Origin of the sequence: Aliiroseovarius sp. PrR006 (genome assembly GCF_010500215.1) — a bacterium.
Classification (GTDB): domain Bacteria; phylum Pseudomonadota; class Alphaproteobacteria; order Rhodobacterales; family Rhodobacteraceae; genus Aliiroseovarius.
On record NZ_JAAGOY010000012.1, the window covers coordinates 1 to 20777 of the forward strand.

General features: G+C 58.6%; 16 protein-coding genes. 4 read left to right on the top strand and 12 right to left on the bottom strand.

Annotation, left to right across the window (positions count from 1 at the left end):
* The first annotated feature begins 186 nt into the window (after positions 1-186).
* Positions 187-1242: a tRNA 2-selenouridine(34) synthase MnmH gene (gene mnmH, locus G0Q00_RS15545; RefSeq protein ID WP_163040992.1), complete on the top strand. Its 1056-nt coding sequence runs from the start codon at positions 187-189 to the stop codon at positions 1240-1242.
* Here mnmH and selD read toward each other — a convergent pair.
* Positions 1239-3419, bottom strand: a complete 2181-nt coding sequence (gene selD, locus G0Q00_RS15550) for a selenide, water dikinase SelD (protein WP_163040993.1) — start codon at positions 3417-3419, stop codon at positions 1239-1241. The genes mnmH and selD overlap by 4 nt on opposite strands.
* Positions 3420-3613: 194 nt before the next feature.
* Here selD and G0Q00_RS15555 point away from each other — a divergent pair, with 194 nt between their 5' ends.
* A complete protein-coding gene (locus G0Q00_RS15555; protein WP_163040995.1) occupies positions 3614-4924 on the top strand; it encodes an FAD-binding oxidoreductase in 1311 nt (436 codons plus the stop codon).
* Between the two features lie 196 nt (positions 4925-5120).
* On the opposite strand, the gene G0Q00_RS15560 is transcribed toward G0Q00_RS15555, so the two are convergent.
* The 3 genes from G0Q00_RS15560 to G0Q00_RS15570 all read right to left on the bottom strand — a co-directional run bounded on the left by G0Q00_RS15560 (position 5121) and on the right by G0Q00_RS15570 (position 7122).
* On the bottom strand, positions 5121-5285 hold the full coding sequence (locus tag G0Q00_RS15560) for a hypothetical protein (protein ID WP_163040997.1): 165 nt from the start codon (positions 5283-5285) through the stop codon (positions 5121-5123).
* A gap of 202 nt (positions 5286-5487) precedes the next feature.
* The gene (locus G0Q00_RS15565; RefSeq protein WP_163040999.1) at positions 5488-6639 is read right to left on the bottom strand and encodes a polysaccharide pyruvyl transferase family protein; all 1152 of its coding nucleotides are present in this window, start codon (positions 6637-6639) and stop codon (positions 5488-5490) included.
* Positions 6640-6792: 153 nt separating this feature from the next.
* The gene (locus G0Q00_RS15570; protein ID WP_163041001.1) at positions 6793-7122 is read right to left on the bottom strand and encodes a hypothetical protein; all 330 of its coding nucleotides are present in this window, start codon (positions 7120-7122) and stop codon (positions 6793-6795) included.
* A 216-nt stretch (positions 7123-7338) separates the two neighbouring features.
* On the opposite strand from G0Q00_RS15570, the gene G0Q00_RS15575 reads away from it, so the two are divergent.
* Positions 7339-8673, top strand: a complete 1335-nt coding sequence (locus tag G0Q00_RS15575; RefSeq protein ID WP_163041002.1) for an 8-oxoguanine deaminase — start codon at positions 7339-7341, stop codon at positions 8671-8673.
* Positions 8674-8719: 46 nt separating this feature from the next.
* On the opposite strand, the gene G0Q00_RS15580 is transcribed toward G0Q00_RS15575, so the two are convergent.
* Complete coding sequence (locus G0Q00_RS15580) at positions 8720-9865, bottom strand: acyl-CoA dehydrogenase family protein (protein WP_163041005.1); 1146 nt, start codon at positions 9863-9865, stop codon at positions 8720-8722.
* A gap of 167 nt (positions 9866-10032) precedes the next feature.
* Between G0Q00_RS15580 and G0Q00_RS15585 the strand changes: the two genes are divergently transcribed.
* On the top strand, positions 10033-11019 hold the full coding sequence (locus G0Q00_RS15585; protein ID WP_163041007.1) for an AraC family transcriptional regulator: 987 nt from the start codon (positions 10033-10035) through the stop codon (positions 11017-11019).
* Positions 11020-11031: 12 nt separating this feature from the next.
* Here G0Q00_RS15585 and G0Q00_RS15590 read toward each other — a convergent pair whose 3' ends face one another.
* From G0Q00_RS15590 to G0Q00_RS15620, 7 genes are all read right to left on the bottom strand, one after another.
* Positions 11032-11550: a DUF2478 domain-containing protein gene (locus G0Q00_RS15590; RefSeq protein WP_163041009.1), complete on the bottom strand. Its 519-nt coding sequence runs from the start codon at positions 11548-11550 to the stop codon at positions 11032-11034.
* Positions 11551-11585: 35 nt separating this feature from the next.
* Positions 11586-12386 carry a peptidylprolyl isomerase gene (locus tag G0Q00_RS15595; RefSeq protein WP_163041012.1) on the bottom strand — a complete coding sequence of 267 codons (801 nt, stop codon included), beginning with the start codon at positions 12384-12386 and terminating at the stop codon, positions 11586-11588.
* A gap of 6 nt (positions 12387-12392) precedes the next feature.
* Positions 12393-13091, bottom strand: coding sequence for a respiratory nitrate reductase subunit gamma (gene narI, locus G0Q00_RS15600; RefSeq protein ID WP_163041021.1), 699 nt, complete (start codon positions 13089-13091; stop codon positions 12393-12395).
* Positions 13092-13102: 11 nt separating this feature from the next.
* Positions 13103-13819, bottom strand: coding sequence for a nitrate reductase molybdenum cofactor assembly chaperone (gene narJ / locus G0Q00_RS15605; protein ID WP_163041024.1), 717 nt, complete (start codon positions 13817-13819; stop codon positions 13103-13105).
* Positions 13819-15342 (bottom strand): nitrate reductase subunit beta, encoded by a 1524-nt coding sequence (gene narH / locus G0Q00_RS15610; RefSeq protein ID WP_163041026.1) that lies wholly within the window; start codon positions 15340-15342, stop codon positions 13819-13821. The genes narJ and narH overlap by 1 nt, the downstream gene beginning before the upstream one ends.
* Positions 15339-19076 (bottom strand): nitrate reductase subunit alpha, encoded by a 3738-nt coding sequence (locus tag G0Q00_RS15615; protein WP_163041028.1) that lies wholly within the window; start codon positions 19074-19076, stop codon positions 15339-15341. Before G0Q00_RS15615 ends, narH begins: the two co-directional genes overlap by 4 nt.
* Before the next feature lie 62 nt (positions 19077-19138).
* The gene (locus G0Q00_RS15620; RefSeq protein WP_163041031.1) at positions 19139-20755 is read right to left on the bottom strand and encodes an antiporter; all 1617 of its coding nucleotides are present in this window, start codon (positions 20753-20755) and stop codon (positions 19139-19141) included.
* Positions 20756-20777: the final 22 nt, after the last annotated feature.

Here is a 20777-nt window from a genome sequence, read left to right on the forward strand (position 1 = left end):
TCGCACCCAGTCCGCGTACATCGCCGATGGCTTCCATGCCTTGACGGGAGGCCAGCTCGGTCAGGCGGGCGTTGATCCTTCAGACGGCCAATCGCGGGCCGAACCAGCGCGCCGCCACTATCTTAACGCGCTGGCGCCAAGCGGCGGTCTGGTTTACCACCGCAACACAGAGTCACGAGGATCCAGATGGCCCAGACGCTTAACACTTTGGCAGACCTTTCAGCGCTGGACGCGGATAACATCATCGACGTGCGCGCGCCGTCCGAGTTCGCCGAGGATCACATCCCCGGCGCCATCAACCTGCCCGCACTCAGAGATGATGAACGCGCCCGCGTTGGCACGATCTATGTGCAAGACAGCCCCTTCAAGGCGCGCAAGATCGGGGCAGCCTTGGTGGCCCGCAACGTGGCAACCCATTTGGAAACCGAACTGGCCGAGCGGCCGGGCGGCTGGAAACCTGTGGTCTATTGCTGGCGCGGCGGGCAGCGCTCGGGGTCGGTCGTGTCGATCCTCTCGCAGATCGGCTGGCGCGCCCAGCAGTTGGAAGGCGGGTACAAATCTTATCGCCGTCTGGTGAAGGCGCTGCTTTATGACGCTCCTCTTCCGCATAAACTGGTCCTGATCGACGGAGGCACCGGCACCGCCAAGACCCGCCTGCTTGAGGCTTTGGACACCGCTGGCGCGCAGGTTCTGGACCTCGAACACCTTGCCAGCCATCGCGGGTCGCTTTTCGGGCTGGTTGGCCCAGCGCAGCCCAGCCAGAAGTGGTTTGAAAGCCAAGTTGCGATGACATTTGGCCGTTTTGACTCCGCTCGCCCAGTGTTTGTCGAGGCCGAGAGCAACAAGATCGGGCGCCTGATCGTGCCCCCCAGCCTGTGGCAAAAGATGATCCGCGCGCCACGGTTCGAGCTATCCGCCCCCCTGCCCGCCCGCGCCGCGCATTTGGCGCGCGACTATGACGACCTCATCGAAGATCCCGCCCGGCTCAAGGACATTCTAGAGCAACTCGTCTCCTATCACGGGCGCGCGCAAGTGGATTTGTGGCATGGGTTGGCCCGCACGGGCGACATGCAGGCGCTGGCTGGGGATCTGATCGAAACGCACTACGACCCGCGCTATCGGCGCATCACCCGCAAGGATGCCCCCGCACCGATGCGGGTTGCCTTGCCCAATCTGTCAGACGCGACCTTGGCCCAAACTGCCGCGAAACTGATCGCGCAAACGGACGACGCCACGCCCTAGCGACAGTAAATGCTCGGACTGTCTGCCTGCACTTCGCCGATCACATAGGCGGTGCGGTCCTCTGCCGCGAAGGCCTCGAGCACGGTTTGCACATCCCGCGCGGGCACCGAAGCAAGGAAGCCCCCAGCCGTCTGTGGGTCGTGTAGCAGCACCCCCTTGGCGCCCTCCGCACCGGAAACCGGTGCCGCGTCGCGATTGGCGCTGTGGATGGTCGAGCGCACGCCGCTGTCGGCCAAACCCTCGGCCCCCCAATGCGTCGGAATGGCGGCCAGTTCCAGTGCAGCCGACACACCCGAGGCACGGCAGATCGCCATCAAATGCCCAGCCAGCCCAAAACCCGTCACATCGGTCATCGCCATCGCATAGGGCTGTAACAGGCGTGCCTCGTCCCCTTGCGAGCGTGCCATGCTGTGCAACAGCTGCGCCACGTCACGCCCATCCGCGCGTCCCTGCATCTCGCCCGCCAACAATGTGCCGGACCCAATCGGACGGGTCAGGATCAGCTGATCCCCGGGTTGTGCTCCGGCCGTGGTTATAGCTTGCGCGCCCTCAGCCAGCAGGCCTGTCATGGACACGCCGATCGTCATCTCGGCCCCCATGCTGGAATGTCCGCCAATCAGGGCCACTTGCTCTTCCGCAAGGAACGCCGAGACCTGCGCCAGAACCTCATCCATCGTGCGGGTCTGAAGGGCAGCGCTCATACGCGGCAGGATGACCGAAAGCATCGCCGTTTTCGGCTGCGCGCCCATGGCCCAGATATCCCCCATCGCATGGTTCACCGCGATCCGCGCAAGCAGGCCGGGATCTTCGGTAAAGGCCCGCAGGTGATCCATGGTCAGCACCTGCAGAGCCCCACCCACATGCACCACCGCCGCATCATCGCCCGGCCCGGTCAGGACCTCTTCGGGCATCGGGTGAACCAGCTTCGACAGCGCTTGCGACAGGCTGCCCGGCGCGACTTTCGAGCCGCAGCCCCCACACAGCGGCACCGCATCTAACGCATCCCCGCCCAGCGCACGCTCGCGCGGTTCCGGGGCCTGCGCCATGGCTGGGTAGTCCCGGAACTTCTGCATGAATTTCTGATCGATGCGATCCTTCCAGCACCACAGACCGGGCAGCGCAATCGCACGCCCCCATTTCTCGGCCAAGGCTCGTTTACCCCCCAACGAGATCAGCTTCAGGTAATCGGCTTGCGGCTTGAAGGGGGTCATGGTTCCCCCCGCCAGCGCGGTGCGCAAATTGTGCGCCAGAACGGGCGCAGCCCGCACCGCGAACACCCCGGCTTTGGGGCGCGGGTCGTGCAGCATCTCGGCGCAATCGCCCACGGCAAACAGCCCGTCATACCCTTGCACCTGAAATGCGGGATCGACCGGGATGAATCCCTCCGGCGTCAACGGCAGGTCGGTCTGTTGCAGCCAGCCATGGGCAAACGCCCCGGCAGTTCCCACGGTGAACTGGCTATCGAGTATCGCCCCATCCTCCAACACCACGTGATCCGCGTCGATCCGCGCGACCGAGGCTTTCACATGCAGCTCCACCCCCAAGTCGCGCAGCGCACCCCGCAAGGGACCACGCGCCGCCTTGGCTCGTGCCGTGATGTCGTCGCCCGCCTCGATCAGATGCACTTTCCTGTCTGGGTGGTGCCGCAACGCATGCGCCATCGCCAAGGCGAGTTCCACCCCGGCGACACCCGCCCCGATTACGGCTACATGAGGCGCAGCCTGACCGTCCGCGACCGCGCGTAGGAAGTCCTGCCATTTGGCGGCGTAGACATCCAAAGGCTTGGCGCCGCTAGCATGCTTGGAAAACCCAGGGATATCAGGCATCTGCGCATGGATCCCGATATCGATCGAGGCCACGTCGTAGCCAATCTCGCGTCCACCTTCGACAGTGACTGTCTTAGCCTCCGGGTCAACCGCCGTGGCGTGCCCGATCACCAACCGTGCGCCCGCAAATCGCGCCAGCCGGACCAGATCAATATCCAGCGCCTCACGCGTGTAATGGCCTGCAATATGGCCCGGCAGCATCCCCGAATAGGGCGCCGTCGGGGCCGGGTTGATCAGCGTCAGCCGCGCGCCAGCCAAGGGCTTCATCCCCCACATGCGCAGCACCAGCGCATGGGCATGACCGCCCCCGATCATCACAAGGTCTTTCGTTAGAACCGGCTGAGATTGCATCACAGATCACCTTAATAACGGATACCCTAGGCGATACCCGAGCCCGTGCAAAATGACCACCGCCCCAGCCTTCACAAGGGCGCGACAGATTGGTCATTTCAATTGCCAGCGCTGCGCTGCTTTTAAGCTTGAGCCGACATCGCACCCGACGCAAAGTGCCCCCACGTGGCCCACAGATCAACAGGACCTCCTCAATGACACAGCCCCGGACGGACGGCCTCGGCCTGTCATACCGCGACACCTACTACACGCGCACGATGGAGGCGTCTCTGGATGCATCCCCTCTGTCTGACCGGGTCGATGCCGACATCTGCATCATCGGCGGTGGCATCGCAGGTATCAGTTGCGCCTATGAATTGACCAAGGCGGGAAAATCTGTGGCACTGCTGGAGGCCGATCAGATTGCTTGGGGTGCCAGTGGCCGCAACGGTGGTGTCGTCACCCCTGGATTTGCCGCCAGTGGCTCGGCCATCGAGAAGAAGCTGGGGCTGGCAACAGCAAAGCAAATCTTTGATTTGTCCCGAGAAGGGGTCGATATCTTCCGGGAATACACCAAGACACTCGCACTGCCCGGTGTGGGCATGCGACCGGGGGCGCTGTCAGTCTCGCGCTATCGCGACACTGAAGCGATGCGGGGCTATGCCCGACACAAGAACGACGCCTATGACTATCCGATGGAGTATGTCCCGACCGAAGAGCTGCGCGAGATGGTCCGCACGGAGCGCTATTTTGATGGCGTTTACGACCCACAGGGGTTTCACGCCCATTCGCTGAACTATTGCCTTGGCCTTGCCCGGGAAACGCAGCGCCTTGGCGGGCGCATCTTTGAAAACACCCGTGCAGTCTCGATGGCGCGTCAGGGGGCGGAGCATTCGGTGACGACGCAGTCCGGATCGGTTCAGTGCAAAACCGTCATCCTCTGCCAAGGCGGGATGGTGGACGGGTTTCACAAGCGTTTGCAGCGCAATCTGTTGCCCATCGGAACCTTCGTGACCGTCACCGAACCCCTTGGCAATCTGGCAGACGAAATCATCGCCACCAGCGCGGCCATTGTCGACACGCGGATGGCCTGCGATTATTTCCGCATCACTCCGGACGGGCGGCTGCTGTGGGGTGGTGGCATGACGGGGATGGCCACGGAACCTGCCAATCTTGAACAGCAAATGCGCCGCGCTTTCACCTCGGTTTTCCCACAGTTGGCAGACGTCAAAATCGACGCAACATGGAGCGGCCTTCTGGGCTATGCACGCCACCGCATGCCCTATCTGCGCGAGATGCACGACCGTATCTGGGCTGCTACCGGCCTTGGTGGACACGGCGTCAATGTCGGACCGCTTGTCGGGCGCCTGATCGCCGAGGCGATTGTCGATGGCGGCCAGCGTCACACAGTGCTGGATCCTTACGGTCTGACTTGGAATGGATCGGCGTTTGGCCCATTGGCGGCCGACACCGTGTATTACTGGGAAGCGGTGAAAGAACGCTACCTTGAATGGCGTTATGGCTGAACCACGCAACGGTGCGCTCAACCTGACATAGCATCCAAGAAATTGGTTTCTTTGATCAGCCCCCACTGAAGTGGTCCGCCCCTATAGTTAGGAAACGGAGGATCAAGGATGGGAATCAAGCGGCACAAGCCGGAAAATGGAGCCATAGAGTTGTCATGCCCGCATACATCACGGCCCAAGCTTACGCTTGGTCAACCTACCCCGCCAAAGTTTTGACAAATACTTCTTCGATAACTGCGAGTGTACGAGTGAGGGGATTACTGGTTTTCAGCCACCGGCACCACTCGCCGGTGGCGGTTTTAATTTCCAACCAGACCCAGTCACGGCTCAGCTTGACCACAACCCCGCTGACAGCTTTCATCGCTTTTTCTGTTTTCAGAATTTCTGTGCCCGCAGTGTTTGCATGGAGCAGAAATGTCTAGCAGTGTAGGCCACCGTCTCCTCTGCTGCCCGTCGCAGCGGATCACAGCACTTCGGTCGATTGATCAAAGTCAATCAGCCTCTCAGTGCGTTTACGGCATCTTGAATAACTGATGAGGCTTGGAGCGCTCCCGACCGCTCGATTATGCGGCGAGACTCGCCTTCATGATTTTCATCCATGTTGTCGATTGTCTCGATAATTTGGCCCACACCCGGATTTCTGATGTCAACACATAGTCCTGTTGTTGAAAATGCTCGGCAAGATCAGTGTATTTGCTCGCCCACCCAAGTATGATCACAGGAACGCCACTTCGGTAAGCGAACACCACCGAGTGATAACGCGACGCGACGATGTACTTAAAACGTCCGATGATGTTGATCAGCTCAGGGCTTGCATACTCTTTGGTGATAATACGTACTTTGTCTCTGTTCTTTGTTAGTTTGAGAACTTTATCGACAAGGTGGTCGTCAGCAGTGGACGTGTTCAGGATGTACACGTTTTCGCCCTTGTCGATCAATCTATCCAATGCCTTTGCATACAAATCAAAGACCGCATTTGAATCGCCGATCCTGAAGACATTTTCATTGATAATGAAACCGACGGAACCCTTGTCCGGATAACCGGTCTCGTCTTCCTTATAAGATACATAGATATCACTGGCCGTTGGAAAAAGCTTCTCCCGGATAACCATATCCGTCGACAATTCGACATTGTTGAGATCCAGAGATTTCAGGCACGCATACCCTTCTTTTTCACGCGGATATATTTTTGTGGCATAGGACAGTTCCTTTTTCACCTTCTTAAGGAACTCCTCATTGTCACCGCCATCGTCCCAGTCGAACGGGCCAAAACTCTGAGGCATCAGAATGATCTTTTTGCCGTACCGCTTCGCAAGGCGTAGGGTTTGCAGCAACATTTCTCCGCCACCTTTGGGCCAACCAGAGCCGAGCGTGTAGCCACTCGCGTCAAAAATAGCATCCGCTTCTCTCAGCGCTTTGTCCATTTCGGCGATCTTGCCGTTCCATTTGTCGGTCTTTCTGCGTTGACCGGCCAAACGCGTGAGCAGCGGTTCTAGAAGCGGCACCTTGTGCAACTGGTACTTAAACACCAACCGGGTGTAGTCATCATAGGGCAGCAACTTGAATACATATTGCTCCGGCGCGTCAAATTTATTAGAGAAACCAACGACTTCGCAATCTTTGCAAATTGCCTTTAAGCCATAGCATAGGGTCAGGAACATGGCTTGAGAGCCTTTGTTCCGCATCTGAATACCGGTAATAATAAACTTTTTCATATCACTAAGCGAAAGACGTTACGCTTCCACTCTTCCTCCTTGCTTTTCCGAACTGTCACAAAAGTCGTTTCTAGTAAGCCTCTCAGTTCACGCGTGTTTCGCCAAAATCATGGGCCCAGCGTAACCATCTATAAATAAGTGCACATTCTGCCATCAGTTGACTCGATCCGTTGCCCCGTACCAGTGGCAAAGAGATTGGCCGCTCATCTGCTCCAAGGCTTCGATGGAAGGATGGTAGTAATCGTTCAGACGATTTCGCAGTTCGTCTGACATTTTCGGATACTTGATCTCATTGGTCACCATCCCACGAACGGCCTCGAACCCGGATGTCCCGCGCAACGGGCGTACAATCGGCTTCAGCCATGACAGGCTTTTCCGCAAACGGGGCGAAACCGTCGGTGCTTTCTTGTCCTTTACCTTTCCCCGGTCCAACTCTGAAAGCAGGCGTTGCGGCAGCCCAAGGTGCGACCGAACCAGCGACATCTGTCTCTCTGGATCTTGCGCCACCCCCTCGAAGAATAAGATAAGAAGCCGATCCCGACCGTACAGATCAATAAAGGCGCCCCAAACTGGTCAAAAATTAAGAATTTGACACGTTCCAAGCTTTCCAGCTTACTGTCCTGACAGAGGCGGTTCTTGCCCCGTTTTCCATCGCCTCTGCACATCCCTTCTGAGACGGGCCAATCAAAAGGGGCAAATATGACCGAAATTCTTATTCGAAATGCAGACACCATCCTGACGATGGATGACACACGGACCGAGCTGACGGGCGTCGATATCCGGGTTCGCGATGGTGTGATTGCAGAAATTGGCGCCGGACTGACAAGCGACGGCGACATCCATGATGCGCGTGGATGTGTGGTGACACCCGGGTTGGTGAACACGCACCATCATCTCTATCAAACCCTGACCCGCGCGGTTCCGGGCGGACAGGATGCCTTGCTGTTTGGCTGGCTTCAGACGCTCTATCCGATCTGGTCTCGTTTTGGTCCGGAAGAGATGTTCATCTCGGCCCAGGTGGGGCTGGCTGAATTGGCACTTTCCGGCTGCACGCTCAGCTCGGACCACCTGTATCTCTATCCGAATGGTTCCCGGCTGGATGACACGATCGCCGCCGCGCAAGAGGTCGGGCTGCGGTTCCACCCGACGCGCGGGTCGATGAGCATTGGGGAAAGCGACGGAGGCTTGCCGCCGGACAGTCTGGTCGAGAAAGAGGCCGCCATTCTGGAGGACTCGATCCGCGTAGTCGATGCCTTCCACGATGACCGTGAGGGCGCAATGGTGCGTGTGGGTCTTGCGCCGTGCTCGCCATTTTCGGTCAGCCGAGACCTGATGCGCGACGCCGCTCTGCTGGCGCGTGACAAAGGCGTCATGCTTCACACCCATCTGGCCGAAAACGACGAAGACATCGCTTATTCTCTGGAAAAATTCGGCTGCCGTCCTGGCCAATATGCCGAAGATCTGGGCTGGACGGGCGACGACGTCTGGCATGCCCATTGCGTGAAACTGGATAGGCAAGAGATTGATCTGTTTGCCCGCAGCAAAACCGGCGTTGCGCATTGCCCGTGTTCGAACTGTCGACTGGGCAGTGGGATCGCGCCCGTGCGGCAGATGCGCGATGCGGGTGTTCCAGTTGGGTTAGGCGTCGATGGATCGGCCAGCAATGACGCAGGGAACCTGTTCCTAGAAGCGCGGCAGTCCATGTTGTTGCAGCGTGTCGCCAACGGGGCCGACGCCATGTCCGCCCGCGAAGCGTTAGAGATCGCCACCCGAGGCGGCGCAGATATTCTGGGCCGAGATGACTGCGGACGATTGGCCGTTGGCAAACGGGCGGACATCGCGGTTTGGAACGTGTCCGGTATCGAAAGCGCAGGCAGCTGGGACCCGGCAGCCCTGCTTCTTGCCGGTCCGACGCGGGTCAAACATCTGTTCGTCGAAGGGCGGCAGATCGTAAGGGATGGCCACATGGCAACGCTCGATCTGCCAAGGGTGATCGAGCGTCAAAACCAGCTGGCCATGGCGCTCCGGGCGTAGAACGAGTTGCCATGTCATTCGACATGGCAACCCCATATCTTAGATATTAGCGCGGGCCGGGGTTGGCAATCAGATCCCGTGCGATGACAAGACGCTGAATGTCGCTGGTGCCTTCATAGATCTGCGCCACGCGGACATCGCGATAGATCCGCTCGACCGGATAGTCGCTCAGATAGCCATAGCCGCCAAAAGTCTGGATCGCGGCCGAGCACACCTCTTCCGCCATTTCCGTAGCGAACAGCTTTGCCATCGAGGCTTCACGCAATGCAGGCAGACCAGCATCACGGCGACGGGCCGCGTGTTGCACCAGCTGACGCGCGGCTTCGACCTTGGTGGCCATGTCGGCCAGACGGAACCCGACCGCTTGGTGCTGAGCAATTTCCTTGCCAAACGCTTTACGTTCTTGCGCATATTCAACAGCAAGCTCCAGCGATTTCCGGGCCATCCCAACCGCTTGCGAGGCGATACCGATGCGCCCGCCTTCAAGGTTCGCCAAGGCAATCTTATAGCCTTCGCCTTCGGTCCCCAGCAGGTTTTCCTTAGGAATGCGCATATCCTCGAAGGACAGCTGGCAGGTGTCCGACGAATGCAGGCCCAGCTTCTCTTCGACCCGCACCACCTCGTAGCCGGGGGTGTCGGTCTCGACGATAAAGGCGCTGATGCCCTTCGATCCGGCGTCCTTGTCGGTCACCGCGAACACGATGATCACCTTGCCGTTCTTGCCCGAAGAAATGAACTGCTTCGCGCCGTTAAGCACATAGTGATCCCCGTCCAGAACCGCAGTAGTGCGCAGTTTTGAGGCGTCCGATCCGGCCTGAGGTTCGGTCAGGGCGAACCCGCCAATCCACTCACCGCTGGCCAGCTTCGGCAGGTATTTTTGCTTTTGCTCTTCGGTGCCGTATTTCACGATTGGGCCACAGCCAACGGAACTGTGAACGGACAGGATGGTGGAACAGGCGCCGTCACCTGCGGCGACTTCTTCGACCACGCTGGCATAGGTCACCGCGTCCAGTTCAATCCCGCCGTACTCTTCCGGGACAAGCATGCCCAGAAAGCCCAGCTCACCCATTTCGGTCAGTTGTTCACGAGGGAAGTTACCAGTGCGGTCACGTTCCTCTGCGCCCGGCCACAAACGGTCCTGTGCGAATTGTGCAGCCATGTCGCGAATGGCGGATTGGGTTTCATCAAGCATGTCATGTCTCCTGTCTGCCTGAGGCAGCGATGAATATCTTTTCCCACTTTCGTTTCATACTGACGGTCTTGGCACGTTACGAATCCGGGCGGGTTAGCTTGGGACTATACAATTGAAACATATTGCATGCGATGCCAGTATATTTCACATTATTGACAGGAAATGCCATGCCTCAAACCAGCACCATCCCCCGTGCCTTTGTGAACGAAGCAATTGACTGTGGGCGCAGTGCGGGGGTCGATATGGACGCCCTGCTCCATACTCTTTGCATCCCGCATGACGATCTGGACCAGTTGACGGCAGAACAATTCGGTCAAATCTGGTTGGAGCTATCCTTTCGCATGCAGGACGAATTCTTCGGGCTTGCTGCCCGGCCGATGCGCCCCGGCAGCTTTACCATGTTGGGCCACGCCACCCGCCACGCCCCCAATCTTGAGGTCGCCATGGCACGCGCGCTGCGTTTCCTGACGATCGTTCTGGAAGATCCCGCTGGCAAACTGCACGTCGAGGGCCGACAGGCGGTTGTCTCGCTGTCCGAAGATGGGCCCGTGAAGTCAGCGTTCTCGTACCGATTATATTTCACCATTTTACACGCGCTGAATTGCTGGCTGATCGGCACGCGTATCCCCATTCGGCATATTCAGTTTCCCTGCGCAGAACCCGCGTGGACAAATGACTACGGCGATTTTTTTGGGGTGCCGGTCCTGTTCAACGCCAACTGCGCCCAGATGGAGATTGAACGGAAATATCTAAGAAAACCGATCAACAGATCCGAACGCGCGTTGAAGCGTTTTCTGAAAGCGGCCCCAACCGCGTTCTTGACCGGCTATCGTCACGGGGACGGTATCAAAGCGCAGATCATCAAAGAGCTATCGGAGGGCACGACGGACGCGTGGGGCAGTGTTGACGAGATGGCCGAGAAGCTTGGCATGTCCACCTCGACGCTTCACCGGCGGCTCAAGGAGGAAGGTCAAAGCTTTGGTGAGATCAAGGAAGAACGCCGCCGCAATCTGGCGATCTCGCTTTTGAAAAAGACCGATCTGCCCGTGTCCGAGATCGCCCGTCAGGTGGGCTATGCCGAACCAAGCGCGTTTTTTCGTGCGTTCAATCGGTGGTTCGGCACAACGCCAAGCGCGATCCGTAGCCGGGGGTAACCTACGTCGCCGCTATGCGCATTTCAGGTCGCGCAATTGCTCTAGGAACCAGCCTTCAAGCGCTGAAATGCTGTCGTCAAGTTGCGTGGCCAGACCGGCTGTGTAGGCTTCAAAGGCTTCGCGGTTCAGATGATTCAGCCCAACCAGTACCGGGATATCATCCGCAAGCGCCTTGGCGATCACATCACGAAATCCGCGCCCGTCGGCCTCTTGCTTGCCGAACTTGTTGATGATCAGACAGTCAATGCCCTTGGACAGCTCAGCCTCGGCCAGCCCGACCGACGCCTCAAGCGCGCCGGCATCCAGCCGACAGCCGCGTGAATTCTGACCAAGGTTTTGCGAGATGCGCAGAACCGGGCCTTCAGGTAGCACTTTGACATCCATATCACACGGCCCGTCATAGTCGCGTTCGGTGTTGATCTGGACAATGCCACCCAAGCGCCAACCGTATGAAGTCAGCCGGGTCGACAGCTCAAGCAGAAGCTCATCAGTATCGCCGCGGCCTTGGGCCATCGTGTAGGCAATCTTCATGTCGCATTCCTTTCCGTGGTCGTGATCCCGTGGGATCACTGCACCGGTTTCAGATCCGCACCCTTGATCTCGGCCTTGGCGGCAAGCTCAGCCACGAAGGCACGGGCACCTTTGGCCCATGCGGCTTTTTCCATCGCCTCGGCAATGCGCGGTTTAACTGTGTGGTACGGCAGTTCTGCCCCCTCTTCGGCGGCATCCATCCGAATGATGTGCCAGCCGTGGCGGGTCAGAACTGGTTCGTTTGTGATTGCACCGCTTTCCAGTCCGCGCAGCACTTTTTCAAACTCGGGAACGGTGTCGCCCGGCCCAAGTTGGCCCAACGCTCCGCCTGAAGATTTCGAACCGCAATCGCTGTGTTCTTCGGCGATATGGCCAAACTTGCGCGGGTTCGCTGTCACTGCCCCCAACACCTGATCGGCGCGGGCTTTCACAGCTTCTGTTTCTTCCTTATCGCGCGGATCGCAAGCGATCAGGACGTGCGAGACCTCCCACAAGGGTGGTGCACGAAAACGGGATGGGTCGCGGGACCATTCGGCCTGCACAGCTTCTTCGCTGGGTGTCGCAACCTCGACTTCGGTTTCGAGAAGGCCCCGGATCAGGGCCTCCTCTTCTGTTTCAAAGCGGCCCGGTGCGACCTCGGCCGGTTCGGCCGTGATCTGGCGCGTGCGGGCTTCTTGCAAAAGAAGGGTCCGCACGGCGACAGCATTGGCTGCCTTGCGCCAGGCAATACCGGGCTTGCCGGTGGGGGCGTCATGGTTCTGTGCCTCGGCGGCAACCACCGCATGAGGAACGGTTTCACCATTGACGACAAGATCGGGAAAGAGGGCCGCATTCATGGTCTTTTACTCCGCAGGATTTGCAGGTTTTTGACGGCGCGAGCGCACCACCTGATAGCCGGGACGCCAGATGTAGCGCACAGGAACCGACAGCATGTGCACCAGTCGGGTGAACGGGAAGACAAGGATGATTGTCAGCCCAAGGAACAGATGCAGTTTGAAGACCCACGACACGTCAGCGATATAGCTGGCAGCCGCCCCATCAAAGGTAAAGATCCCTTGCGCCCATGACATGAACTTGACCATCTCGTGCCCGTCCAGATGGCCCAGCGAGACGAAGATCGTGCCAAGCCCCAGCACCAGCTGCGCCAAGAGCATGCCAAGAATGGCAATGTCCCAGAAGCTCGAGGTCTGGCGGATGCGCGGGTCGGTCCAGCGACGGTGGAACAGCATACCGCCACCCACCAGCGCCATGACGCCTGCGATACCACCGGCGACAACGGCCAGAAGCTGTTTCGCGCCGTGGCTAATGCCGATGGCGTCAAAAATCCAGATCGGGGTCAGAAGACCAACAAGGTGGCCGAGGAAGATGATCAGAACGCCGACGTGGAACAGCGACGAACCGATGACCAACTGCTTGCGACGCAGTAGCTGCGAGGACGAGGTTTTCCAGGTGAAGGGATCGCGGTCATAGCGCGCGATGCTTCCCATGATCCCCACGCCAAGGGCGATATAGGGGAAGATTCCAAAGAAGAAATTATGCATTTCCGCCTCCATCATTCCGCAGCCACGCCGGGGGCGCGGGCTGCTGTGTCTGATTTGGGTTCATCCATGCGCGCCAGCATGTCGCGCACTTGTGGGCATCCGGCGTTGGGATCGGGGCCAAAGCGGACTTCGCTTTCCTCCCAGATCTCGTCCAGTGCCTCCAGATCGTTGGGATCGACCTCGGGCTGTTCCAAAAGCTCGGCCACAGCCTCTTTGTCGGCTTCTACGCCTGAGAGCTGTAGCAAAGCGGCGAACACGGCAGCATATGGGCTTTCACGTCGAACCAGTCGTTCGCTCAACGCTTCCAGAATATGCGCCGCGTCCGCCAAGGTATCCTGTACCTCGGCATAGGGACGCGTGGACAGGAATTCCAATAGAACAGGCAAGTGGTCGGGCAGTTCGCTCGACACCGGATCGAACCCGGCCTCGCGATACATCTCGACCAGCGACACCATCGCGCCGCCCCGATCGCGGCTTTCGCCGTGAACATGTTCAAACAGGTTCAGCGACAAGGTCCGCGAGCGGTCGAAGAGCAGCACATACTGCTCTTCCAGATCATAGATGTCCTGCGAACCCAAGGCGTCAACCAAGGGGCGCAGGTCGCGCCGGGCAGCCGCCGTTAGACGGCTGTCCGATGCCAGCACCGCGCCGATTTCCGGCATGGCCTGCTGCAGTTCGCGAGTGGGGTAGCTTAGAACCAGCGAGATTGCTTTTAACGAACGGTCCATTACATCACCTCCGACGGCATTTTCAGGGCTTTCTTGGCACCACCAAAGAGCGATGCTTTCGACGTTCCACCGGAACAGCCATTGGTGTCAGTGAAGCCGCAGCCGCCGCGCAGATCGTAAGCGTCTTCGACTTGCTCACGGTGCGTGGTCGGGATCACGAAACGATCTTCGTAGTCGGCCAAGGCCATGATTTTATACATGTCCTCGATGGTGCGACCCGACAGACCGACCCGCTGGGCCAGACCCTCGTCCGTGACGCCCTCGATGGTTTTCGAGCGCATGTAGGCCCGCATACCCAGCATCCGTTCCAGCGCGGTGACCACGGGGGCTTCGTCGCCTGCGGTCAGCATATTGGCCAGATATTTAACCGGGATCCGCAGGTTCTGCACGTCGGGCATCGCGCCGTCGGTGCCGATTGCGCCTGCTTCGGCTGCGTTCTGGATCGGGCTGAGTGGCGGGATGTACCAGACCATCGGAAGGGTGCGATATTCGGGGTGCAGCGGGAAGGCCACTTTCCATTCCATCGCCATCTTCCAGACCGGGCTTTCTTGGGCTGCCTTGATCCAATCCTGCGGGACACCGTCGCGCGCTGCGGCGGCAATCACCTCGGGATCATTCGGATCAAGGAAGACACCCAGCTGCGCATCATACAGATCGGTGGTGGCTTCCGCATTCGCGGCATCCGCGATCTTGTCGGCATCATAGAGCATCACACCCAGATAGCGGATCCGACCCACGCAGGTTTCCGAACACACGGTCGGGTTGCCGCTTTCAATCCGCGGATAGCACAGGGTGCATTTCTCAGACTTACCGGTCGACCAGTTGTAGTAGACCTTTTTGTAAGGACAGCCCGAGACACACATCCGCCAACCGCGACACTTCTCTTGGTCGATCAGGACAATGCCGTCTTCCTCGCGCTTGTAGATCGCGCCCGATGGACACGAGGCCGCACACGCCGGGTTCAGGCAGTGTTCGCACAGACGGGGGAGATACATCATGAAGGTGTTCTCGTATTCCCCGTAGATCTGCTTTTGGATGCCTTCGAAGTTGTAGTCTTCGCTACGTTTCGAGAATTCACCGCCCAGAATTTCTTCCCAGTTCGGCCCTTTCTCGATCTTCTCGATCCGTTCGCCAGTGATCTTGGAACGCGGGCGGGCGGTCGGGAAGGCCTCCATTTCGGGGGCCGACTTCAGGTGGTCATAGTCGAAATCGAACGGCTCATAGTAGTCATCGATCTCGGGCAGGTCGGGGTTGGCGAAGATATTCGCCAAGATCCGCCATTTCGACCCCTGTTTGGGCTGCAACTTGCCCGATTTGGTGCGTTCCCAGCCACCATTCCAACGTGCCTGGTTTTCCCAGTCGGTCGGATAGCCGGTGCCCGGTTTGCTTTCCACGTTGTTGAACCATGCGTATTCAACACCATCACGCGACGTCCAGACATTCTTACACGTCACAGAGCAGGTGTGGCACCCGATACATTTATCAAGGTTCAACACCATGCCGATTTGAGCACGTACCTTCATTCTGCTGCCTCCTTATTCGGGGTCGCTTCACGGTCAAGCCAGTCAACCTTCTTCATCTTGCGCACCACGACAAATTCATCGCGGTTCGCACCAACGGTGCCGTAGTAGTTGAAACCGTAAGATTGCTGGGCATAGCCGCCGATCATGTGAGTGGGCTTCAGCGTCGCACGCGTGACCGAGTTGTGAATGCCGCCACGTTTACCGGTCTTCTCGGACCCGGGCGTGTTCACGATTTTCTCTTGCGCGTGATACATGAAGGTCGTTCCGTCCTTCATCCGCTGGCTGACAACCGCACGGGCCGTCAGGGCACCGTTCGAGTTGTAAAGCTCGACCCAATCGTTATCGACAATACCTGCCGATTTCGCATCGTTTTCCGAGATCCAGATCACCGGGCCACCGCGGTTCAGCGTCAGCATGTGAAGGTTATCGGAATAGGTCGAGTGGATGCCCCATTTCTGGTGCGGCGTGATGAAGTTCAACACCACATGCGGCCAGTCTTTTTCGCTGTGAACCTCGTCAGTGATCGTTTTCAGATCGACGGGGGGGCGATAGGACAGGAATCCCTCACCAAAGGCCAGCATCCACTGGTGATCCTGATAGGTCTGTTGACGACCGGTCAGGGTGCGCCACGGGATCAACTCGTGCACGTTGGTGTAGCCTGCGTTATAGCAGACGTCTTCGCTTTCCAGACCCGACCATGTCGGCGACGAGATGATCTTGCGAGGTTGTGCCGCGATATCGCGGAAGCGGATCTTCTCATCTTCTTTGGGTTTGGCCAGATGGGTGTGGTCGATGCCCGTTGCTTTGGACAAGGAATCCCAAGCTTTGACGGCAACTTCACCATTGGTTTCCGGTGCCAGCATCAACACAACCTCGGTCGCGTCGATGTCGGTCACGATCTTCGGCTGACCCTTGGCAGGGCCTTCCTCGTGCACGCCATTTAGCTCGCGCAGGTGTTGTACCTCGTGCTTGGCGTCGACCATGATGCCTTTACCGCCATTACCCAGCTTGTCCAGAAGCGGACCAAGGGCGACGAAGCGGTCATAGATCTGGGTATAGTCGCGTTCCACCGCCACATAGTTCGGCGCGGTCTTGCCCGGAATAAGGTCACATTCGCCTTTCTTCCAGTCACGAACCTGATCCTGCGCCAGTTCACCCGGGGTGTCATGCAGAAGCGGAACCTGAACGATGTCCGTTTCAACACCCAGAATTTCCGGGGCAACTTCCTGGAACTTGTGGGCGATGGACTTGAAGATCTCCCAGTCCGACTTGCTTTCGTATGCCGGGTCCACAGCCGCCTGCAGCGGGTGGATGAACGGGTGCATGTCCGAGGTGTTCAGGTCGTTCTTCTCGTACCACGAGGCCGTGGGCAGAACGATGTCCGAATAGACCGCGGTGGTTGACATGCGGAAGTCCAGCGTGACCAAGAGATCCAGCTTGCCTTCGGGCGCTTCCTCGTGCCACTTGGCCTCTTTCGGAAGTTGTGCACCTTCTTCCCCAAGATCCTTGCCCAGAACACCGTGATCGGTGCCAAGCAGGTGCTTCAGGAAGTACTCGTGGCCCTTGCCCGACGAACCCAGCAGGTTCGAGCGCCAGACAAACAGGTTGCGCGGCCAGTTTTCGGGTGCATCCGGGTCCTCGCAGGACATTTCCAGATCGCCAGATTTCAGCTGCTGCGCCACATAGGCAGGGATCTCCATGCCCGCATCTTTGGCTTGCTTGGCCACTTCCAGCGGGTTGGTTTTCAGCTGCGGAGCCGACGGCAACCAGCCCATCCGCTCAGCACGGATGTTGAAGTCGATCATCGAGGCATCCCAGTCACCTTCCGGTGCGGTGGGCGACACGATCTCGCTTGCGGTCAGGGTCTCGTAGCGCCACTGATCCGAGTGCGCGTACCACATCGAGGTCGAGTTCATGTGGCGCGGCGGACGGTTCCAATCCAGCGCGAAGGCCAGCGGCAACCAACCGGTCTGCGGACGCAGTTTTTCCTGACCCACATAGTGAGCCCAACCACCGCCGGATTGACCGACACAACCGCACATGATCAGCATGTTGATCACGCCGCGATAGTTCATGTCCATGTGGTACCAGTGGTTCATCGCAGCGCCGATGATGATCATCGACTTACCATTGGTCTTCTCGGCGTTTTGCGCGAACTCGCGGGCAACGTGGACGATCTTGTCGGCGGATACGCCGGTGATCTTCTCGGCCCAAGCAGGTGTGCCCGGTACGTCTTCGTTATAGTCCTTGGCAACCCAGTCACCGCCCAGACCGCGATCCAAGCCATAGTTGGCACAGAACAGGTCGAATACGGTGGCTACGCGGATCACGCCTTCTTTGGTCTGGATCTCACGGACAGGGATGTTGCGGGTCAGAACGTCGGGACGGTCATCGCCAGTCGAGAACTGTTCGGTCGCGTCGCCACCGAAGTACGGGAAGTCCACGCCAGCCACGCGGTCGTGGTCGCCGTCGCCGATCAGAGTCATTTTCAGATCGGTGTCAGTTTCCTGAGCGCGTTCTTCGAGGTTCCATTCCCCGTCTTCGCCCCAACGATACCCAATCGAGCCATTGGGCGCGACCAGACCGCCAGACTTCTCGTCCAGAGCAACGGTTTTCCATTCCGGGTTATTGTCTTCACCCAGCTTGCCGTCCAGATCATCAGCGCGCAGGAAGCGGCCGGGAACCAGCTTGCCGTTTTTGTCTTCCAGCTTCACCAGCATCGGGAAGTCGGAATACTTGCGGCAGTAGTCTTCGAAATACTCGACTTGGTTGTCCAAGTGGAATTCGCGCAGGATCACGTGACCAAAGGCCATCGCCAGTGCGGCGTCTGTACCCTGTTTGACGTTCAGCCAAACATCGCCAAACTTGGCGGCTTCCGAATAGTCGGGGCAGATAACGGCGGACTTGGTGCCGCGGTAACGCGCTTCGGTATAGAAGTGCGCATCCGGTGTCCGCGTTTGCGGCACGTTCGAACCCCAGAGCAGCAGATAACCAGCGTTATACCAGTCAGCCGATTCCGGCACGTCAGTCTGTTCACCCCATGTCATGGGCGAAGCCGGCGGAAGGTCGCAATACCAGTCATAGAAGGATCCGCAGACCCCGCCGATCAAGCTAAGGTAACGGGCGCCTGCAGCGTAAGAAATCATCGACATCGCCGGGATGGGCGAGAAGCCGATCACGCGGTCTGGGCCGTGTTTCTTGGCGGTATAGGCGTTGGCGGCGGCAGTAATCTCGGTCGCTTCGTCCCAGCTTGCGCGGACAAAACCACCCTTGCCGCGGGTCTTTACATACGAGTCGCGCAGGATCGGGTCGTTCTGGATTGCGGTCCAGGCCTCGATCGGCGACATGGTCTGACGCATCTTGCGCCATACTTTCATCAGACGGCCACGGACCAGCGGGTTCTTCACGCGGTTCGCGGAGTACAGATACCAGCTGTAGGACGCGCCACGGGCACAGCCGCGCGGTTCGTGGTTGGGCAGATCGGGACGCGTGCGCGGGTAATCGGTCTGCTGGGTTTCCCAAGTGACGATCCCGGATTTCACGTAAATCTTCCACGAACACGATCCGGTACAGTTCACCCCGTGGGTCGAGCGCACAACTTTGTCGTGGCGCCAGCGATTCCGATAGGTGTCCTCCCAGTCGCGGTTTTCGTTGGTCACTTGGCCGTGACCGTTAGAAAACTGTTCCAGTTCTTTGGACTGGAAGAAGTTCAGTCTGTCGAGCAGGTGGCTCATCTGATTTCTCCTAGGTTGGCTGGCCTACCCCGGCGCTTGGCCGGGATAGGCGGGCGTGCGTATCAGGGGTTCTTCACGTAAGCGCCGGGGCGCAGGTAGAACCACCAGTTGATGGCGATGCAGACCGCATAGAAGATCGCGAAGCCGTACAGAGCGTATTCGGGCGTTCCGGCCTTCAGCTGTTCACCAAACACTTTGGGGATGATGAATGCGCCGTAAGCAGCAACCGCAGCAGTCCAACCCAGAGCAGGACCAGCCTGTTCTTTGTTGAACACCATCGCGATGGTGCGGAAGGTCGAGCCGTTGCCGATACCAGTTGCGGCGAACAGGATCAGGAACAGACCCAGGAACGGGTAGAAGTATTGTTCCGGAGTTGCCGACGAATAGGCCTGCTGGATGAAGTAGGCGACACCCAGTGCCGAGGCGACCATGACGACCGAGATGATCTGGGTCACTTTCGCGCCACCAGCTTTGTCAGCCCACATACCACCCAGCGGACGGATCAGTGCGCCGATGAACGGGCCCATCCAGGCAAACATCAGGGCCGACGGGCCGTTGGGGTTTACCATGTCGTGGGTCATCACGCCGTCGACTTCAACGTGGCTGAAGCCAAACACAACCTTGATGGTCAGCGCCAGAGCAGCCGAGTAGCCGATGAACGAACCAAAGGTCATGGTGTAGATCACGGTCATGGCCCAAGTGTGCTTGTTGCCGAAGATCTTGTACTGACGGCTCAGGTTTTGGCCGACAGCACCCGGGATCATTTTCAGCCCCAACACGGTCAAGGCGATGACGATGGGCAAAACGATCCACTTGGAGACACCCATTCCAGAGGTCGGCAGACCGCCCTCGGTACCCGGCAGCAGCAGCCACAGGCCGAAAGCTGCGGTCAGGAAGCCGATCAGCAACATGCCCGAGATCGTAGCAAACGCGCCAAGCGGACCGGGGATGTTCGGAGACACATGTTCGTCACGGATGTTGTTCATCCCCATCCAGCCAATGATCGCCAGCGGGATCAGGAAGACCAGCCAGATCAGGCCAGCGTTCTGGATGTAAGTCTCGGTCCCGGCAGGGATTTTACCAATCAGCGTACCCGAGGTGTTGACCAGTGTGCGGCTTTCACCACCGAAGATACCCATGGTCATGGCCAGCGGGATCAGGATCTGCATGGTGGTCACACCAAAGTTGCCCAGACCAGCATTCATGCCCAGTGCGTAGCCCTGAATTTTCTTCGGATAGAAGAAGCTGATGTTGGACATCGAGGACGAGAAGTTACCGCCGCCGATCCCCGACAGGAAGGCCAGAATCTGGAAGTACCACAGAGGCGTATCGGGGTTTTGCAGTGCCAGACCAGCACCAGCGGCCGGGATCATCAGCAATGCAGTTGTAAACACAATGGTGTTTCGTCCACCTGCGATACGAATGAAGAAGGTCGACGGAATACGCAGGGTTGCGCCGGTCAAACCAGCAATCGCGCCCAGTGTAAACAGGTCGGATTTCGCGAATTCAAAGCCCAGATTAAGCATCTGAACGGTGATGATGCCCCAGTACAGCCAGACGGCGAAGCCACACAGCAGGCTGGGAATGGAAATCCAAAGGTTTCGGTTGGCAATGGACTTTCCGGTGGAGGCCCAGAAGGCCTCGTCATCCGGTGTCCAGTTTCTTAGATCTTGTCCCACGACAGTCCCTCCTCAGGGTTTG

Bases quoted from the DNA above. Each gene is read 5' to 3' on its own strand.
- mnmH (WP_163040992.1), top strand. From the start codon at position 187: ATGGCCCAGACGCTTAACACTTTGGCAGACCTTTCAGCGCTGGACGCG.
- selD (WP_163040993.1), bottom strand. From the start codon at position 3,419: ATGCAATCTCAGCCGGTTCTAACGAAAGACCTTGTGATGATCGGGGGC.
- G0Q00_RS15555 (WP_163040995.1), top strand. From the start codon at position 3,614: ATGACACAGCCCCGGACGGACGGCCTCGGCCTGTCATACCGCGACACC.
- G0Q00_RS15560 (WP_163040997.1), bottom strand. From the start codon at position 5,285: ATGAAAGCTGTCAGCGGGGTTGTGGTCAAGCTGAGCCGTGACTGGGTC.
- G0Q00_RS15565 (WP_163040999.1), bottom strand. From the start codon at position 6,639: ATGAAAAAGTTTATTATTACCGGTATTCAGATGCGGAACAAAGGCTCT.
- G0Q00_RS15570 (WP_163041001.1), bottom strand. From the start codon at position 7,122: ATGTCGCTGGTTCGGTCGCACCTTGGGCTGCCGCAACGCCTGCTTTCA.
- G0Q00_RS15575 (WP_163041002.1), top strand. From the start codon at position 7,339: ATGACCGAAATTCTTATTCGAAATGCAGACACCATCCTGACGATGGAT.
- G0Q00_RS15580 (WP_163041005.1), bottom strand. From the start codon at position 9,865: ATGCTTGATGAAACCCAATCCGCCATTCGCGACATGGCTGCACAATTC.
- G0Q00_RS15585 (WP_163041007.1), top strand. From the start codon at position 10,033: ATGCCTCAAACCAGCACCATCCCCCGTGCCTTTGTGAACGAAGCAATT.
- G0Q00_RS15590 (WP_163041009.1), bottom strand. From the start codon at position 11,550: ATGAAGATTGCCTACACGATGGCCCAAGGCCGCGGCGATACTGATGAG.
- G0Q00_RS15595 (WP_163041012.1), bottom strand. From the start codon at position 12,386: ATGAATGCGGCCCTCTTTCCCGATCTTGTCGTCAATGGTGAAACCGTT.
- narI (WP_163041021.1), bottom strand. From the start codon at position 13,091: ATGCATAATTTCTTCTTTGGAATCTTCCCCTATATCGCCCTTGGCGTG.
- narJ (WP_163041024.1), bottom strand. From the start codon at position 13,819: ATGGACCGTTCGTTAAAAGCAATCTCGCTGGTTCTAAGCTACCCCACT.
- narH (WP_163041026.1), bottom strand. From the start codon at position 15,342: ATGAAGGTACGTGCTCAAATCGGCATGGTGTTGAACCTTGATAAATGT.
- G0Q00_RS15615 (WP_163041028.1), bottom strand. From the start codon at position 19,076: ATGAGCCACCTGCTCGACAGACTGAACTTCTTCCAGTCCAAAGAACTG.